Annotated in this window: 28 protein-coding genes; all 28 read left to right on the forward strand. The window is 65.6% G+C overall.

Annotation, left to right across the window (positions count from 1 at the left end; translation table 11 throughout):
• The first annotated feature begins 3 nt into the window (after window positions 1-3).
• The 28 genes from rplD (at window position 4) to rplQ (ending at window position 15,378) form a co-directional block, all read left to right on the forward strand.
• On the forward strand, window positions 4-663 hold the full coding sequence (rplD, locus tag DZG09_RS05520) for a 50S ribosomal protein L4 (protein WP_119696646.1): 660 nt from the start codon (window positions 4-6) through the stop codon (window positions 661-663).
• Entirely contained in the window at window positions 660-959 is a 300-nt protein-coding gene (rplW, locus tag DZG09_RS05525) for a 50S ribosomal protein L23 (RefSeq protein ID WP_087054875.1), read from the forward strand. The genes rplD and rplW overlap by 4 nt, the downstream gene beginning before the upstream one ends.
• Before the next feature lie 23 nt (window positions 960-982).
• Window positions 983-1,822 (forward strand): 50S ribosomal protein L2, encoded by an 840-nt coding sequence (gene rplB, locus DZG09_RS05530; RefSeq protein ID WP_119696647.1) that lies wholly within the window; start codon window positions 983-985, stop codon window positions 1,820-1,822.
• A gap of 11 nt (window positions 1,823-1,833) precedes the next feature.
• On the forward strand, window positions 1,834-2,115 hold the full coding sequence (rpsS, locus tag DZG09_RS05535) for a 30S ribosomal protein S19 (RefSeq protein ID WP_087054877.1): 282 nt from the start codon (window positions 1,834-1,836) through the stop codon (window positions 2,113-2,115).
• A 24-nt stretch (window positions 2,116-2,139) separates the two neighbouring features.
• Window positions 2,140-2,538, forward strand: coding sequence for a 50S ribosomal protein L22 (gene rplV, locus DZG09_RS05540; RefSeq protein ID WP_119696648.1), 399 nt, complete (start codon window positions 2,140-2,142; stop codon window positions 2,536-2,538).
• On the forward strand, window positions 2,538-3,308 hold the full coding sequence (rpsC, locus tag DZG09_RS05545; RefSeq protein WP_119696649.1) for a 30S ribosomal protein S3: 771 nt from the start codon (window positions 2,538-2,540) through the stop codon (window positions 3,306-3,308). Before rplV ends, rpsC begins: the two co-directional genes overlap by 1 nt.
• The gene (rplP, locus tag DZG09_RS05550) at window positions 3,308-3,727 is read left to right on the forward strand and encodes a 50S ribosomal protein L16 (RefSeq protein ID WP_087054880.1); all 420 of its coding nucleotides are present in this window, start codon (window positions 3,308-3,310) and stop codon (window positions 3,725-3,727) included. The genes rpsC and rplP overlap by 1 nt, the downstream gene beginning before the upstream one ends.
• Window positions 3,727-4,029, forward strand: a complete 303-nt coding sequence (gene rpmC / locus DZG09_RS05555) for a 50S ribosomal protein L29 (protein WP_119696650.1) — start codon at window positions 3,727-3,729, stop codon at window positions 4,027-4,029. The genes rplP and rpmC overlap by 1 nt, the downstream gene beginning before the upstream one ends.
• Window positions 4,029-4,313: a 30S ribosomal protein S17 gene (gene rpsQ, locus DZG09_RS05560; RefSeq protein ID WP_087054882.1), complete on the forward strand. Its 285-nt coding sequence runs from the start codon at window positions 4,029-4,031 to the stop codon at window positions 4,311-4,313. Before rpmC ends, rpsQ begins: the two co-directional genes overlap by 1 nt.
• A gap of 3 nt (window positions 4,314-4,316) precedes the next feature.
• Window positions 4,317-4,685, forward strand: a complete 369-nt coding sequence (gene rplN, locus DZG09_RS05565) for a 50S ribosomal protein L14 (protein ID WP_087054883.1) — start codon at window positions 4,317-4,319, stop codon at window positions 4,683-4,685.
• 3 nt (window positions 4,686-4,688) lie between these two features.
• Window positions 4,689-5,048 carry a 50S ribosomal protein L24 gene (gene rplX, locus DZG09_RS05570; protein ID WP_119696651.1) on the forward strand — a complete coding sequence of 120 codons (360 nt, stop codon included), beginning with the start codon at window positions 4,689-4,691 and terminating at the stop codon, window positions 5,046-5,048.
• Between the two features lie 2 nt (window positions 5,049-5,050).
• Window positions 5,051-5,641, forward strand: a complete 591-nt coding sequence (gene rplE, locus DZG09_RS05575) for a 50S ribosomal protein L5 (RefSeq protein WP_119696652.1) — start codon at window positions 5,051-5,053, stop codon at window positions 5,639-5,641.
• 89 nt (window positions 5,642-5,730) lie between these two features.
• Window positions 5,731-6,129, forward strand: coding sequence for a 30S ribosomal protein S8 (gene rpsH / locus DZG09_RS05580; protein ID WP_119696653.1), 399 nt, complete (start codon window positions 5,731-5,733; stop codon window positions 6,127-6,129).
• Window positions 6,130-6,134: 5 nt separating this feature from the next.
• Complete coding sequence (gene rplF / locus DZG09_RS05585; protein WP_119696654.1) at window positions 6,135-6,671, forward strand: 50S ribosomal protein L6; 537 nt, start codon at window positions 6,135-6,137, stop codon at window positions 6,669-6,671.
• A gap of 2 nt (window positions 6,672-6,673) precedes the next feature.
• Window positions 6,674-7,033, forward strand: a complete 360-nt coding sequence (gene rplR / locus DZG09_RS05590) for a 50S ribosomal protein L18 (protein ID WP_087054888.1) — start codon at window positions 6,674-6,676, stop codon at window positions 7,031-7,033.
• On the forward strand, window positions 7,030-7,725 hold the full coding sequence (gene rpsE / locus DZG09_RS05595) for a 30S ribosomal protein S5 (protein ID WP_119696655.1): 696 nt from the start codon (window positions 7,030-7,032) through the stop codon (window positions 7,723-7,725). The genes rplR and rpsE overlap by 4 nt, the downstream gene beginning before the upstream one ends.
• A complete protein-coding gene (gene rpmD / locus DZG09_RS05600; RefSeq protein ID WP_119696656.1) occupies window positions 7,725-7,910 on the forward strand; it encodes a 50S ribosomal protein L30 in 186 nt (61 codons plus the stop codon). Before rpsE ends, rpmD begins: the two co-directional genes overlap by 1 nt.
• A complete protein-coding gene (rplO, locus tag DZG09_RS05605) occupies window positions 7,910-8,374 on the forward strand; it encodes a 50S ribosomal protein L15 (protein WP_119696657.1) in 465 nt (154 codons plus the stop codon). The genes rpmD and rplO overlap by 1 nt, the downstream gene beginning before the upstream one ends.
• Window positions 8,375-8,538: 164 nt before the next feature.
• Window positions 8,539-9,864: a preprotein translocase subunit SecY gene (secY, locus tag DZG09_RS05610; RefSeq protein WP_119696658.1), complete on the forward strand. Its 1,326-nt coding sequence runs from the start codon at window positions 8,539-8,541 to the stop codon at window positions 9,862-9,864.
• Window positions 9,861-10,451, forward strand: coding sequence for an adenylate kinase (locus DZG09_RS05615; protein WP_119696659.1), 591 nt, complete (start codon window positions 9,861-9,863; stop codon window positions 10,449-10,451). Before secY ends, DZG09_RS05615 begins: the two co-directional genes overlap by 4 nt.
• Window positions 10,452-10,469: 18 nt before the next feature.
• Window positions 10,470-11,303 (forward strand): type I methionyl aminopeptidase, encoded by an 834-nt coding sequence (gene map, locus DZG09_RS05620; protein WP_119697411.1) that lies wholly within the window; start codon window positions 10,470-10,472, stop codon window positions 11,301-11,303.
• A 31-nt stretch (window positions 11,304-11,334) separates the two neighbouring features.
• Window positions 11,335-12,015 (forward strand): DsbA family protein, encoded by a 681-nt coding sequence (locus tag DZG09_RS05625; protein ID WP_119696660.1) that lies wholly within the window; start codon window positions 11,335-11,337, stop codon window positions 12,013-12,015.
• Window positions 12,016-12,185: 170 nt separating this feature from the next.
• Complete coding sequence (gene infA, locus DZG09_RS05630) at window positions 12,186-12,404, forward strand: translation initiation factor IF-1 (RefSeq protein ID WP_087054895.1); 219 nt, start codon at window positions 12,186-12,188, stop codon at window positions 12,402-12,404.
• Window positions 12,405-12,465: 61 nt separating this feature from the next.
• A complete protein-coding gene (gene rpmJ, locus DZG09_RS05635) occupies window positions 12,466-12,582 on the forward strand; it encodes a 50S ribosomal protein L36 (protein ID WP_087054896.1) in 117 nt (38 codons plus the stop codon).
• A gap of 248 nt (window positions 12,583-12,830) precedes the next feature.
• On the forward strand, window positions 12,831-13,205 hold the full coding sequence (rpsM, locus tag DZG09_RS05640; protein WP_119696661.1) for a 30S ribosomal protein S13: 375 nt from the start codon (window positions 12,831-12,833) through the stop codon (window positions 13,203-13,205).
• Window positions 13,206-13,231: 26 nt separating this feature from the next.
• The gene (rpsK, locus tag DZG09_RS05645; RefSeq protein WP_087054898.1) at window positions 13,232-13,630 is read left to right on the forward strand and encodes a 30S ribosomal protein S11; all 399 of its coding nucleotides are present in this window, start codon (window positions 13,232-13,234) and stop codon (window positions 13,628-13,630) included.
• Window positions 13,631-13,765: 135 nt separating this feature from the next.
• Window positions 13,766-14,755: a DNA-directed RNA polymerase subunit alpha gene (locus DZG09_RS05650; RefSeq protein WP_119696662.1), complete on the forward strand. Its 990-nt coding sequence runs from the start codon at window positions 13,766-13,768 to the stop codon at window positions 14,753-14,755.
• A gap of 38 nt (window positions 14,756-14,793) precedes the next feature.
• A complete protein-coding gene (gene rplQ / locus DZG09_RS05655) occupies window positions 14,794-15,378 on the forward strand; it encodes a 50S ribosomal protein L17 (protein WP_119696663.1) in 585 nt (194 codons plus the stop codon).
• Window positions 15,379-15,871: the final 493 nt, after the last annotated feature.

Consider the following 15,871-nt stretch of genomic DNA (forward strand, 5'->3'; position numbering starts at 1 on the left):
TAGATGGCTGACTCGACTCTCGCTCTCGACGTCCACAGCACTGACGGCAAGAAGGTCGGCTCCGTCGACCTTCCCGCCGAGGTGTTCGACGTCAAGACGAACATTCCGCTGATCCACCAGGTCGTCGTCGCGCAGCAGGCCGCCGCGCGTCAGGGCACCCACTCGACCAAGCGTCGCGGTGAGGTCTCAGGCACCGGTGCGAAGCCGTTCCGCCAGAAGGGCACCGGCCGCGCTCGTCAGGGCTCGATCCGCCAGCCCGAGCACCGCGGCGGCGGCATCGTGCACGGCCCGAAGCCGCGCGACTACTCGCAGCGCACCCCGAAGAAGATGGTCTCGGCCGCCCTCGCCGGCGCGCTCAGCGACCGTCTGCGCGGGGAGCGCATCCACGTCGTCGACGCGTTCGGCTTCGAGGCGCCTTCGACCAAGGCCGCCGCCGGCTACATCTCCGCCGCGGCCCCGGGCAAGCGCGTCCTCGTCGTGCTCGACCGCACTGACGACTTCAGCTTCCTGAGCGTGCGCAACCTGCCGAACGTCCACATCGTGACGCCCGATCAGATCAACGCCTACGACGTGATCGTCTCGGACGACATCGTCTTCACCAAGGCCGCCATCGATGCGTTCCTCGCGCTCAAGGTCGGCGTCGCAGAGGAGGTCTCGGCATGACCGCGATCAACAAGGACCCGCGTGACATCATCCTGAAGCCGGTGGTGTCGGAGAAGAGCTACGGGCTCATCGACGAGGGCAAGTACACCTTCATCGTCGACCCGAACGCGAACAAGACCGAGATCAAGCTCGCAATCGAGAAGATCTTCGATGTCAAGGTCGCCTCGGTGAACACGATCAACCGTGTCGGCAAGTCCCGCCGCACCCGCTTCGGCACAGGCAAGCGCAAGGACACCAAGCGCGCGATTGTCTCGCTCAAGTCGGGCACCATCGACATCTTCACGGCAGTCGCCTGATAGCCGGAAGGATCTGAACAACTATGGCTATTCGCAACCACAAGCCCACGACCCCGGGTCGTCGCGGCTCCTCGGTGGCTGACTTCGCGGAGATCACCCGGTCCACGCCGGAGAAGTCGCTGCTTCGTCCGCTGCCCAAGACGGGCGGCCGCAACAACCAGGGCCGCATCACCACGCGTCACATCGGTGGTGGGCACAAGCGCCAGTACCGTGTGATCGACTTCCGTCGCAACGACAAGGACGGCATCAACGCCAAGGTCGCGCACATCGAGTACGACCCCAACCGCACCGCGCGCATCGCGCTGCTGCATTTCTTCGACGGCACGAAGCGATACATCCTCGCGCCGAACAAGCTGAAGCAGGGCGACGTCGTCGAGTCGGGCCCGAACGCCGACATCAAGCCGGGCAACAACCTGCCGCTGCGCAACATCCCGACGGGAACCGTCGTGCACGCGATCGAGCTCCGCCCCGGCGGCGGCGCGAAGATGGCACGCTCGGCCGGCGCCGCCGTTCGCCTCGTGGCGAAGGACGGCCCCTACGCCCAGCTGCGCCTGCCCTCGGGCGAGGTCCGCAATGTCGACGCCCGCTGCCGCGCCACGATCGGCGAGGTCGGCAACGCCGAGCAGTCGAACATCAACTGGGGCAAGGCAGGCCGCAACCGCTGGAAGGGCATCCGCCCGACCGTCCGCGGTGTCGTCATGAACCCGATCGACCACCCGCACGGTGGTGGTGAGGGTCGCACATCCGGTGGTCGCCACCCCGTTTCGCCGTGGGGCCAGGCAGAGGGCCGTACCCGTCACGCCAACAAGGAAAGCGACAAGCTCATCGTGCGTCGCCGTACTGCAGGCAAGAAGCGTAAGTAGGAGTCAAGAAGATGCCACGCAGTCTGAAGAAGGGCCCCTTCGTCGACGAGCACCTGCTTCGCAAGGTTGTCTCGCAGAACGAATCGGGCGCGAAGAACGTCATCAAGACCTGGTCGCGTCGCTCGATGATCGTCCCCGCCATGCTGGGTCACACGATCGCCGTGCACGACGGACGCAAGCACATCCCCGTGTTCGTGTCGGAGTCCATGGTCGGCCACAAGCTGGGCGAGTTCGCGCCCACCCGCACCTTCCGCGGCCACGTGAAGGACGACAAGAAGGGCCGTCGCCGCTAACCCGGCGACGCAAGAGGAGAAGAAATGGTGGAGTCCATCGCACGCGTGCGACACATCCGCGTGACCCCTCAGAAGGCTCGTCGTGTTGTTGCGCTCATCAAGGGCAAGCAGGCCGAGGAAGCCCTCGCCATCCTGAAGTTCGCCGCGCAGAGTGCCAGCGAGCCGATCTACAAGCTTGTGGAATCGGCCATGGCCAACGCGCAGGTGAAGGCTGAGAAGGACGGCGAGTACCTCGACACTCAGGATCTGTTCGTGAAGAACGCCATCGTGGACGAGGGCACGACGCTGAAGCGTTTCCGCCCCCGTGCGCAGGGTCGCGCCGACCAGATCAAGAAGCGCACGAGCCACATCACGGTCGTGCTCTCGACGCCGGAGATCGCGGAGTCCGCGGCCTCAGGCAGCGACAAGAAGGCGAGCAAGTAATGGGCCAGAAGATCAACCCTTACGGCTTCCGCCTCGGTGTCACGACGGACCACGTCTCGCGCTGGTTCTCTGACTCGACGAAGCCGGGCCAGCGGTACGCCGACTACGTGGCCGAAGACATCAGGATCCGCGAGATGCTGCAGAAGTCGCTGGATCGCGCCGGCGTCAGCCGCATCGAGATCGAGCGCACGAAGGATCGGGTCCGGATCGACATCCACACGGCTCGCCCCGGCATCGTGATCGGTCGTCGCGGCGCGGAGGCCGAGCGCATCCGCGGTCAGCTCGAGAAGCTGACCGGCAAGCAGATCCAGCTGAACATCCTCGAGGTGAAGAACCCCGAGGCTGACGCCCAGCTCGTCGCGCAGGGCGTCGCGGAGCAGCTCGCTGCTCGCGTGGCGTTCCGTCGCGCGATGCGCAAGGGACTGCAGGGCGCCCAGCGCGCCGGTGCCAAGGGCATCCGGATCCAGGTCTCCGGCCGTCTCGGCGGCGCTGAGATGAGCCGTTCGGAGTTCTACCGGGAGGGTCGTGTTCCGCTGCACACGCTGCGCGCGAACATCGACTACGGCTTCTACGAGGCGAAGACCACCTTCGGCCGCATCGGCGTGAAGGTGTGGATCTACAACGGCGACCTCACCAACAAGGAGCTCGCACGCGAGCAGGCCAACCAGAAGCCGGCACGCGATCGCGGCGGTGCTCGCCGCGGCGGCGCTCCGCGTCGTGGTCAGAACGACGCGCCGGCGCAGAAGGCACCGGAAGGAGCGTCAGCCTGATGCTTATCCCACGCAAGGTCAAGTACCGCAAGCAGCACCACCCGAAGCGTTCGGGCCAGGCGACCGGCGGCACCAAGGTCACGTTCGGTGACTACGGCATCCAGGCGCTCACACCCGCGTACGTGACGAACCGTCAGATCGAGGCGGCTCGTATCGCCATGACGCGTCACATCAAGCGCGGCGGCAAGGTGTGGATCAACATCTACCCCGACCGTCCGCTCACCAAGAAGCCCGCCGAGGTCCGTATGGGCTCCGGTAAGGGTTCGCCGGAGTGGTGGGTCGCCAACGTCAAGCCGGGTCGCGTCCTCTTCGAGGTCGCCGGTGTCAGCGAGCAGCTTGCTCGCGAGGCTCTGACCCGCGCCATGCACAAGCTGCCTCTCAAGGCACGCATCATCACTCGCGAGGAGGGCGACGCGTAATGGCCGTCGGCACTAAGGAGCTCGCCGTTGCCGAGCTCGACACGTACGAGGACCAGCGCCTCATCGAGGAACTGCGCAAGGCCAAGGAGGAGCTGTTCAACCTCCGCTTCCAGTCGGCCACCGGCCAGCTGGACGCTCACGGCCGCATCCGCGCCGTCAAGCGTGACATCGCGCGCCTCTACACCGTGATCCGCGAGCGCGAGCTCGGGATCCGCGCCACTCCGGCTCCGGTCGAGAAGAAGGCAGCGAAGAAGAAGTCCAAAAAGGCCGAGGACGCCCCGGCCGAGGGAGAGACTGACTGATGGCCACTGAGAACAAGACCGAGGAGACCGTCGAGCGCGGCTACCGCAAGTCTATTCGCGGCTACGTTGTGAGCGACAAGATGGAGAAGACCATCGTCGTCGAGGTCGAGGATCGCGTGAAGCACCCCCTCTACGGCAAGGTCATCCGCCGCTCCAGCAAGCTGAAGGCTCACGACGAGCAGAACTCCGCCGGCATCGGCGACCTCGTTGAGATCCACGAGACCCGTCCGGTCAGCGCCTCGAAGCGCTGGCGCCTGGTCGAGATCCTCGAGAAGGCGAAGTAAGCGATGATCCAGAACGAATCCCGCCTCAAGGTCGCAGACAACTCCGGCGCCAAGGAGCTGCTCACCATCCGCGTGCTCGGCGGCTCGAGCCGTCGTTACGCCGGCGTGGGCGACACCATCGTGGCCACCGTCAAGGACGCGATCCCCGGCGGCAATGTCAAGAAGGGCGACGTGGTCAAGGCCGTCGTCGTCCGTGCCGTCAAGGAGACCCGTCGTGCTGACGGCTCCTACATCAAGTTCGACGAGAACGCCGCCGTGATCCTGAAGAACGACGCGGAGCCCCGCGGCACGCGTATCTTCGGGCCGGTCGGCCGTGAGCTGCGCGACCGTCGGTTCATGAAGATCGTCTCGCTCGCCCCGGAGGTGCTGTAACTCATGGCGAAGATCAAGAAGGGTGACCTCGTCGAGGTCATCACCGGTGCCAAGCAGGATCGCGGCGGCGACCGCGGCAAGCAGGGCAAGGTGCTCGAGGTCATCGAGGGCGGCAACCGCGTCGTCATCGAGGGCGTCAACTACATCACCAAGCACACGCGCGTCGGCCAGACCCAGCGCGGCACGAAGACCGGCGGCATCGAGACGCTCGAAGCTCCGATCCACGTGTCGAACGTTGCGGTCGTCGATCCCGAGACGAAGAAGCCGACCCGCGTCGGCTTCCGTCTCGAGGAGCAGGTCAAGGACGGCGTCAAGAAGACTGTTCGCGTTCGTTACGCGAAGAAGTCGGGTAAGGACATCTGAGAATGAGTGACAACGCTACGCAGGCTGGCAAAATCCAGCCGCGGCTGAAGTCGGTTTACCGCGACGACATCCGTCAGAAGCTGCAGGACGAGTTCGGCTACGAGAACGTCATGCAGATTCCGGGCCTGGTCAAGGTCGTCGTGAACACCGGCGTCGGTGAGGCTGCGCGTGACAGCAAGGTGATCGAGGGTGCGATCAACGATCTCACCGCGATCACCGGTCAGAAGCCGTATGTCTCGAAGGCGAAGAAGTCGATCGCCCAGTTCAAGCTCCGCGAGGGCCAGGCCATCGGCGCGCACGTCACCCTTCGCGGTGACCGCGCGTGGGAGTTCCTCGACCGGCTCATCTCGCTGGCGCTGCCGCGCATCCGTGACTTCCGCGGCCTGTCGGAGAAGCAGTTCGACGGCAACGGCAACTACACGTTCGGCGTTCAGGAGCAGTCGATCTTCCACGAGATCGACCAGGACAAGATCGACCGCGTCCGCGGCTTCGACATCACCGTCGTGACCAGCGCGAAGTCGGACGACGAGGGTCGCGCACTCCTGCGCCACCTCGGCTTCCCCTTCGTGAACAAGGCGACGCAGGAAGCCTGATCGGGTCCGCCCGCTTGGGCGGACCCCGTCATAGAAGGTCGTCTGTCGTGTAACGGCAGCCGAAACCTCATGAACAAAGGAAACAAATCATGACAATGACAGACCCGGTCGCAGACATGCTGACCCGTCTGCGCAACGCGAACTCGGCGCACCACGACTCCGTGACTCTGCCGTCGAGCAAGCTGAAGACGCGGATCGCAGACCTCCTCCAGGCGGAGGGCTTCATCTCGGGCTACGAGGAGTCCGACGCGCGCGTCGGCAAGAACCTCACGCTGACGCTGAAGTACGGGCCGAAGCGCGAGCGCTCGATCGTCGGCATCAAGCGGGTGTCGAAGCCCGGCCTGCGCGTGTACGCGAAGTCGACTGAGCTGCCCACGGTGCTCGGCGGCCTCGGCGTTGCCATCCTGTCCACCTCGTCTGGGCTTCTCACGAACCGCCAGGCCGAGCAGAAGGGCGTAGGTGGGGAAGTCCTCGCCTACGTGTGGTGATCTAAATGTCGCGTATTGGACGTCTTCCCATCGACATCCCCGCCGGCGTCACCGTGACGATCGACGGGGACCAGGTTGCAGTCAAGGGTCCGAAGGGCGAGCTCACTGCTCGCGTGGCCGCGCCGATCGAGGCCAAGGTCGAGGAGAACCAGGTTCTCGTCACCCGCCCCGACGACGAGCGCGAGTCGCGTGCGCTGCACGGCCTGACTCGTACCCTCATCAACAACAACATCATCGGCGTCACCACGGGTTACTCCAAGAGCCTCGAGGTCGTCGGCACGGGCTACCGCGTGCAGCAGAAGGGCCAGAGCGTCGAGTTCGCCCTCGGCTTCTCGCACCCCGTTCTCGTCGAGCCGCCTGCAGGCATCACGTTCCAGGTCGAGGGCAACAACAAGCTCACGGTCACCGGAATCGACAAGCAGGCTGTCGGCGAGGCCGCCGCGAACATCCGCAAGATCCGCAAGCCTGAGCCCTACAAGGGCAAGGGTGTGCGGTACGCCGGCGAGCAGATCCGCCGCAAGGCCGGAAAGGCTGGTAAGTAATCATGGCTGTGAAGTCGAAGTCCGTCGCGCGCAAGCGCCGTCACGCTCGCCTTCGCAAGAAGGTCGTCGGCACCGAGGAGCGTCCGCGCCTGGTCGTGACCCGGTCGTCGCGCCACGTTTTCGTGCAGCTCATCGACGATGGCGCCGGTCACACCGTCGCCAGCGCCTCGACGCTCGAAACCGACCTTCGTGCCGCTGAGAGCGACAAAACCGCCAAGGCGCGCAAGGTCGGCGAACTCGTCGCCGAGCGTGCGAAGGCCGCTGGCATCACCGACGCGGTGTTCGACCGCGGCGGAAACCGCTACGCCGGTCGTGTTGCCGCGATCGCCGAGGGCGCCCGCGAAGGAGGGCTGAACCTGTGAGTGACAACAAGGAGACCGAAGTGACCACCGAAGCAGCCGCTCAGGCCGCCGCCCCAGAACAGGGCGCAGGCGAGCAGCCGCGCGAGGAGCGCCAGCAGCGTCGTGGCGGTCGTGGCGAGAAGCGCGGCAATGACCGCGGCGGCCGCGGCAACGACAGCCAGTTCCTGGAGCGCGTCGTCACGATCAACCGCGTGTCGAAGGTCGTCAAGGGCGGTCGCCGCTTCAGCTTCACGGCCCTCGTGGTCGTGGGTGACGGCAACGGACTGGTCGGCGTCGGCTACGGCAAGGCCCGCGAGGTGCCTCTGGCCATCTCCAAGGGCGTCGAGGAAGCCAAGCGCAACTTCTTCCGCGTGCCGCGCGTCGGCAACACGATTCCTCACCCGATTCAGGGTGAGGCCGCCGCAGGCGTGGTGCTGCTCCGTCCGGCCGCAGCCGGTACCGGTGTGATCGCGGGTGGCCCGGTGCGCGCCGTGCTCGAGTGCGCAGGCATTCACGATGTGCTCTCGAAGTCGCTCGGTTCGTCGAACACGATCAACATCGTGGGCGCGACCGTCGCGGCGCTGAAGGGACTCGAGGAGCCGCGTGCAGTCGCTGCGCGTCGTGGTCTCGAGTACGACCAGGTCGTGCCGGGAATCATCATCCGTAACGAGGCGAAGGCCGTCGCTGCCGCCGCCGAGAAGGCAGGTGCGTGATGGCCGAGCGTCTGAAGGTGACGCAGATCAAGTCCAAGGTGAGCGAGAAGCAGAACCAGCGTGACACGCTGCGCAGCCTCGGCCTCAAGCGGATCGGCGACTCCGTCGTCCGTCCGGACGACGCGCAGACGCGCGGTTACGTCAAGGCCGTTGCTCACCTCGTGAACGTCGAGGAGATCAACTAATGGCTGAGAACAGCGAAGAGAAGCGCCCAGGCGTTCTCAAGGCGCATCACCTGCGCCCGGTTCCCGGCGCCCACGCCGCGAAGACTCGTAAGGGCCGCGGTGAGGCTTCGAAGGGCAAGACCGCAGGTCGCGGTACCAAGGGCACGCGGGCACGCAACACGGTGCGCGTGGGCTTCGAGGGCGGCCAGATGCCGCTGCACATGCGCACGCCGAAGCTGCGCGGGTTCAAGAACCCGTTCCGCACGGAGTACCAGGTGGTCAACCTGGCCAAGCTGGCGGAGCTCTACCCGTCTGGCGGCGACGTCACCCGCGACGACCTTGTCGCGAAGGGCGCGGTTCGCAAGAACCAGCTCGTCAAGGTCCTCGGCGACGGGGACATCACGGTTGCGCTCAACGTGACGGTCGACAAGGTCTCGGCATCCGCCGGGCAGAAGATCGTCGCCGCGGGCGGCAGCGTCAACTGAATGTTCTGAGGGGTCGGGGGCCGAGAGGCGCCCGACCCCTCAGTCGTATCCCGTGACCGTCGCAGCGCACCGCTCTGCGACGCAGATCCTGCGACACGCCCTCGTGCGTTAGGCTGGTCCAGGTTGCGCCGCCGCGCAACTGTGTTCCCCAGGGAGGCTCTCCTTTGTTCAGCGCCATCGCGCGAATCTTCCGTACGCCCGACCTGCGTCGGAAGATCGGTTTCACTCTCGGCATCATCGTGCTCTACCGCCTCGGTGCGCACGTGCCGGCCCCGTTCGTCAACTTCGTCAACGTGCAGACCTGTGTTGCCGAGACGTCGGGGACCGACGGCCTGCTCTCCCTGGTCAATCTCTTCTCCGGCGGCGCACTGCTGCAGCTGTCGATCTTCGCACTCGGCGTGATGCCCTACATCACCGCGACGATCATCACGCAGCTGCTGCGCGTCGTCATCCCCCACTTCGAGGCGCTGCACAAGGAAGGGCAGGCCGGCCAGGCCAAGCTCACCCAGTACACGCGCTACCTCACGATCGCGCTGTCGGTGCTGCAGTCGACCACCCTGGTCACCACGGCGAGAACGGGCCAGCTGTTCGGTGTCAACGACGTCACCGAATGCACCCAGGTGCTCACCAATGACGTGTGGTGGGCGCAGCTGCTCATCATCATCGCGATGACCGCTGGCACCGGTCTGATCATGTGGTTCGCCGAGCTCACCACGGAGCGCGGCGTCGGCAACGGCATGTCCCTGCTGATCTTCACTTCGATCGCCGCGACGTTCCCGTCCGCACTGTGGGGCATCTGGCAGGCGCGCGGCTTCGAGTTCTTCCTGCTCGTCGTCGCCATCGGCGTCGTCATCATCTGCGCCGTCGTGTTCGTCGAGCAGTCGCAGCGGCGCGTTCCCGTCCAGTACGCCAAGCGCATGGTCGGCCGTCGCACATACGGGGGTACGAACACCTACATCCCGATCAAGGTGAACATGGCCGGTGTCATCCCTGTCATCTTCGCCTCGTCGCTGCTTTACATCCCGTCGCTGATCGCGCAGTTCAACGCGACTCCGGACGCCGACGGCAACGTGCCTGCCTGGGTCAGCTGGATCAACAACTATCTCGTCTCGGGCGACCACCCGGCGTACATGGCGCTGTACTTCCTGCTGATCATCGGATTCACCTACTTCTACGTCTCGATCACCTTCAACCCGGTCGAGGTCGCCGACAACATGAAGAAGTACGGCGGGTTCATCCCCGGCATCAGGGCGGGGCGCCCCACTGCGGAGTACCTCGACTACGTGATCACGCGCATCACGCTGCCCGGTTCTGTGTACCTCGGCCTCGTCGCGCTGATCCCGCTGATCGCCCTCGCGACGGTGCAGGCGAACCAGAACTTCCCGTTCGGCGGCGCCTCGATCCTCATCATGGTGGGTGTCGGCCTCGAGACGGTGAAGCAGATCGACGCGCAGCTGCAGCAGCGCCACTATGAAGGGCTTCTTCGATGAGCAGGCTTCTCATCGTCGGACCGCAGGGGTCCGGCAAAGGCACGCAGGGTGCGGTGATCGCGGAGGAATACGGCATTCCCGTCGTCTCCACGGGCGACATCTTCCGCGCCAACATCAAGAACGACACCGAGCTCGGCCAGAAGGTCAAGGCCATCACCGCAGCGGGAGACCTCGTTCCGGATGAGCTGACGGGCGAGATCGTGCGCGACAGGCTCCGCGAGGCCGACGCCGCGGAAGGCTTCCTGCTCGACGGCTATCCTCGCAACACCGCGCAGGTCGCGCACCTCGATGAGTTCCTCTCCGGCCGCGGAGAGCAGCTCGATGCGGTCATCCTGCTCGATGTGCCCCGCGAGGAGAGCCTGAGCCGGCTCAAGCTCCGCGCAGAGAAGGAAGGGCGCGACGACGACACGGAAGATGTGATCGCCAATCGGCTCGACATCTACGAGTCGGAGACGGCGCCGATCATCGACGTGTACGAACGTCGCGGCATCGTCGACCGGATCGACGGCGTCGGTTCGCTCGACGAGATCACCGAGCGCATCCGCACGGCTCTCGCGGCTCGCGGGATCGTCCTCCCCGCCAGCTGACCCGTGTTCCGCCGCTCGATGTACAAGAGCCCTGCGCAGCTGCGGGGGATGCTCGAACCGGGGCGCATCACGCGGGAGGCTCTCGAGGCCGTTCACGGCGCCATCCGGCCCGGTATGACCACGCTCGAGCTCGATCGAGTGGCCGAGGCGTCGATCCGTGCACAGGGTGCTCGGCCGAACTTCCAGCTGGTGCCGGGCTACAGCCACACCATCTGCGTCTCGGTGAACGAGGAGGTCGTGCACGGGATCCCGGGGGAGCGTGTGCTCGAGCCGGGCGACATCGTGTCCATCGACTGCGGCGCGGAGACGGACGAGGGCTGGAACGGCGATTCCGCGATCTCCATCGTGCTGCCCGATCCGGATCGTCCCGAGCCGGTCGCCGAGCGCGAGGAGCTGTCCAGGATCACGCGCGAGTCGATGTGGGCGGGAATCGCTGAACTGGCGTCCGCTCGCGGCCTCGGCGAGGTGGGAGCGCGGATCGAGGAGTTCATCGACGAGAACCCGCACCCCGCCACCGATCGCCCCCTCGGCATCTTGCGCGACTACGTCGGGCACGGCATCGGCCGGAAGATGCACGAGTCGCCCACAGTGTTCCACTACGCGACGCCGCAGCCCGGCGCGCGGGTGAAGCCTGGCCTGTGCGTGTGCGTCGAACCGATGATGGTCATGGGCGACGAGCACGTGCTCGTCGCTGACGACGAGTGGACGGTCGTCGCCGCCGACGGTTCGTCCGGCGCACACTGGGAGCACAGCGTCGCCGTGCATGATGGTGGTATCTGGGTGCTGACCGCCGCAGACGGCGGAGCGGAAGGCCTGGCGCCCTTCGGGGTCATCCCGGTTCCGATTGACTGAGGCGCCCGCGCCGAGAACGAAAGAGCAACTCATGGCAGCTGCCCGCAGAATCAACTGGTTGGCGATCTCGATCACGGCTGGGGTGGTGGTGATCGTGGTCGCGATCGCCGCCGTCGCGGTGTGGATGAACAGGCAGGCGCTCGCGCTCGCGGAATCGCCGGGCGCGGCTGTCGTGAACGAGGAGACCGGCGCGATCGCCATCGGTGATGGGCCGAACGTGCTCGACGAGTACGTCGACTTCATGTGCCCGTTCTGCGGCCAGTACCACGACTCGTTCGGCGAGACGGTCTCCGGGCTCGTCGAGGACGGAGACGTCACGCTGAACATCCATCCCATCGCGATTCTCGATTCCCGTTCGCAGGGCACACAGTTCTCAACCCGTGCAGCGAGCGCCATGTACTGCGTGGCGGACGACAACCCCGACGCCGTGTACCCGTTCATGGACGCATTGTTCGCCAACCAGCCGAATGAGAACACGGCGGGCCTCGACAACGACGAGATCATCGGATATGCGAAGGACGCCGGTGCGTCCGACGCGGTCGAGAGCTGCATCGAAGATGTGGAGTACGCGGACTTCGTCGCGGCTCGCACTCAGGAGATCCCGGCCAACCCGTCGACCGGGAACGTGTCGACGCCGACGGTGGTGCTGAACGACGAGTACCTCAATCTCACGATGGACCCCGAGGTCGACCTGCTTCCGAAGCTGAAGTAGTCGGTCGGCGCGATGCGCACCGGACAGCATTTGCCGATTCGGGGCGCGTCGTCTAACATAGATCTTTGGTGCTTTGCGCCTCATCTCGGTGTGTCCTCAGACCCCGTTGAGAGCAGGACACACATTCACCCACCGCAGACCGATCGGTCTGCTTGAGCGATAGCGAGTTTATGGCTAAAGACGGTGTCATCGAGATCGAGGGCACAGTGTCCGAGTCGCTGCCGAACGCGATGTTCCGCGTGGAGCTGTCGAACGGTCACAAGGTGCTCGCCACGATCTCGGGGAAGATGCGGCAGAACTACATCCGGATCATCCCCGAGGACCGCGTGGTCGTGGAGCTCAGCCCCTACGACCTCACACGCGGGCGCATCGTCTACCGCTACCGCTGAGCCCGATCGGAAAGTAACGTCTCCCGATTCCGGGGGAACGAAGACAGCGAACAGGAACATCATGAAGGTTCAGCCCTCCGTCAAGCCGATCTGCGACAGCTGCAAGGTCATCCGTCGCAACGGTCGCGTGATGGTCATCTGCAAGAGCAACCCGCGCCACAAGCAGCGCCAGGGCTGACGCCCCGTCACAGCTTGTGGCTCAGGCCCGGTGCTCGTCTGATCTGCTCCGCAGATCTGCTTGCGCGAAGCGCAAGCAGGCAGCGCCAGGACTGATTCGGTGCCCCGGATGACCCGGGGCACGCAGATCGCACAACTCAATATCTGAAACGGCAGGATCAGAACCCGCGCACTGCGGGGGACACCTCGGGTCGGAGGCCCGGGCACCGATTCTGCTCCACACCTCCACAGACCACAGGAGAAAGTCGCATGGCACGTCTCGCCGGCGTCGACATCCCGCGTGATAAGCGCGTGGTGATCGCCCTTACGTACATCTACGGCGTTGGCCGTACCCGCTCGAACGAGATCCTCACCGCCACGGGGATCGACGAGAACATCCGGGTCAAGGACCTCACGGACGAGCAGCTGATCGCGCTCCGTGACCACATCGAGGGCACCTACCGCGTCGAGGGTGACCTTCGTCGCGAGGTCGCCGCTGATATCCGCCGCAAGGTCGAGATCGGCTCCTACCAGGGTCTGCGCCACCGTCGCGGCCTTCCTGTGCGCGGTCAGCGCACCAAGACGAACGCTCGCTCCCGCAAGGGCCCGAAGCGCACCGTCGCCGGTAAGAAGAAGGCCCGCTGAGCGCGGATAAGTAGGAGACGAGAGATATGGCTACCCCCAAGACCGCCGCGCGCAAGCCGCGCCGCAAGGAAAAGAAGAACATCGCGTTGGGCCAGGCCCACATCAAGTCGACGTTCAACAACACCATCGTTTCGATCACCGACCCGGCAGGTGCTGTCATCAGCTGGAAGTCGTCGGGCGGCGTGGGCTTCAAGGGCTCGCGCAAGTCGACGCCGTACGCCGCCGGTATGGCCGCGGACACGGCTGCCAAGGAGGCTCAGGCTCACGGCGTGAAGAAGGTCGACGTCTTCGTGAAGGGCCCCGGTTCGGGTCGCGAGACGGCGATCCGTTCGCTGCAGGCTGCAGGCCTCGAGGTCGGTTCGATTCAGGACGTGACGCCGCAGGCACACAACGGCTGCCGTCCGCCGAAGCGCCGCCGCGTCTGATGACGGGTGCACCCCGGAGGCCCACCGAGGCTTTCGGGGCACACTCGTTCTCGCGGGCGTCGCTCCGCCTGCGCTAACTCAACACCTCATTCACCAAGTGTCATATAGCGGTCACTTGATCGAAAGGAACACATAGTGCTTATTGCACAGCGTCCTACCCTGACCGAGGAGAAGGTCTCGGAGTTCCGCAGCCGGTTCGTCATCGAGCCCCTGGAGCCCGGCTTCGGGTACACGATCGGCAACTCGCTGCGCCGCAGTCTGCTCTCGTCGATTCCCGGCGCGGCCGTCACGAGCATCCGGATCGACGGCGTTCTGCACGAGTTCAGCACCATCCCCGGTGTGAAGGAAGATGTCACTGAGATCATCCTCAACATCAAGCAGCTCGTCGTCTCGAGCGAGCGGGATGAGCCGATCACCGCGTACCTGCGCAAGACGGGTGCCGGCGAGGTCACCGCTGCGGACATCTCCGCTCCGGCCGGCGTCGAGGTGCACAACCCAGAGCTCGTCATCGCCACGCTGAACGACACCGCGAAGTTCGAGCTCGAGCTCACGATCGAGCGCGGCCGCGGCTACGTGTCTGCCGTGCAGAACCGCAACGAGTACGCAGAGGCGGGCCAGGTGCCGATCGACTCGATCTACTCGCCCGTCCTCAAGGTCGCCTACCGCGTCGAGGCGACGCGTGCCGGTGAGCGCACTGACTTCGACAAGCTCGTCGTCGACGTGGAGACCAAGGCGTCGATGGCGCCGCGCGACGCCGTCGCCTCGGCCGGACGCACGCTCGTCGAGCTCTTCGGTCTCGCCCGCGAGCTGAACGAGGAGGCCGAGGGCATCGAGATCGGTCCCGCGCCGGTCGCCGAGGTCCTCTCGAACGAGCTGTCCATGCCGATCGAGGATCTCGACCTGTCGGTCCGCTCCTACAACTGCCTCAAGCGCGAGGGCATCAACACGGTCAGCGAGCTCGTCGCCCTCTCGGAGACGCAGCTCATGAACATCCGCAACTTCGGACAGAAGTCCGTCGATGAGGTGCGCGACAAGCTCGTCTCGCTCGGTCTGTCGCTGAAGGATTCGGTGCCCGGCTTCGACGGCGCCAACTTCTACAGCGGCTACGACGAAGAGCAGATCTGACCCGGCCTCGCCCTTCACCAAATCTGGAGTAAACGAAAATGCCTAAGCCCACTAAGGGTGCCCGCCTCGGTGGCGGCGCAGCCCACGAGCGTCTGCTCCTCGCGAACCTCGCGTCGGCGCTGTTCACGCACAAGTCGATCAAGACGACCGAGACGAAGGCCAAGCGCCTGCGTCCCGTCGCGGAGCGCCTGGTCACGTTCGCGAAGCGCGGCGACCTGCACGCGCGCCGTCGCGTGCTGTCGGTTCTGGGGAACAAGGAAGCCGTGCACATCCTGTTCACCGAGATCGCTCCGCTCGTCGCCGATCGTGAGGGCGGCTACACCCGCATCACCAAGATCGGCCCGCGCAAGGGCGACAACGCGCCGATGGCCGTGATCGAGCTCGTCACCGAGCCCGTGACCCCCAAGGCGAAGAAGTCAGCCGCGACTGAGGCACCGGTCGCGGACGACGCTCCCGCCGAAGAGGTCGTCGAGGAGACCGAGGCTGCGACCGAGGCACCGGCCGCAGACGAGACCGGCGACCCGGCAGCGGACGCCGGCGCTGAGTCGCCCGAGGAGGGCGAAGCCGCGGCCGAGATCGCTGAGGACGCCGTCGTCGACAAGGACGAGGAGAAGTCGGAGTAACATCCGCTCACCCGATAGAAGTGGCCCGCACCGAATGGTGCGGGCCACTTCTGCGTTCGCACGCGGCATCGCTGCCGAAGCAGGACGGGCCGCGGGGAACGCGTGAAGCCGGGGCGGCCACTCTGGGGGCCGGGCCCGCCCCCGACTTCCAGCGAGACGTGTCGTCTTCGCCGTGCCGATGCTGTCAAGAAGCGTCCGTTGGATGTCGTTCGATGCGCTGATCGACACCCTCTGTGCAGGAAACGCACCCCCATCGACCGCTCATGGCGGACGCATCGCCCTGGCGCAATGAGGGCGTCGTGTCGGTTTCCGCAACAGGGCCGTCACTTCCCGCACCCCTCGTTCCGTGCCTTCGCTCCCGCGACATCGTAGGTGTATATGCCCTGATCCCGGCGGGCAGACATCTTGCCTTCGCGCTGTTTCGCGCTGCGCCTGGGGCGGTGTCGTCGCACGTCGCGTATTCGCGTGCCCGAACGAACAAAGGAATCCACAC

It is taken from the genome of Microbacterium halotolerans, assembly GCF_003569805.1.
In the GTDB taxonomy this organism is placed as follows: Bacteria; Actinomycetota; Actinomycetes; order Actinomycetales; family Microbacteriaceae; genus Microbacterium; species Microbacterium halotolerans.